The following is a 272-nucleotide window of genomic DNA, read 5'->3' on the forward strand; positions in this document are numbered from 1 at the left end:
GGTTTATCGAAGCGCCCGCTTTCATCCAGTTGTTTTCTAGAAGCGAGCGCCAATTCCCGCTGCTTTTCGTTATGGACAAAGATAGCCGGGCGATAGGAAGCACCGCGGTCTTGGAATTGCCCGTCGTTATCGGTCGGGTCGATTTGCTGCCAAAAAATTTCCAATAATTGTTCGTAAGGAAAGACGGACGGGTCAAAAGTGATCTCGACCGCTTCCAAATGGCCCGAATGGCCGCTTTTCACTTGCTCATATGATGGATTCGCCAAATGGCC

The 272-nt window shown here is 50.4% G+C and carries 1 protein-coding gene; it reads right to left on the bottom strand.

Annotated features, from left to right (window positions below):
- Positions 1-272: peptide-methionine (S)-S-oxide reductase MsrA (locus SB775_RS29605; protein WP_410864808.1), on the bottom strand; the 272-nt coding region annotated here is incomplete at both ends.

The sequence above is a fragment of the Peribacillus sp. SIMBA_075 genome (assembly GCF_046534585.1).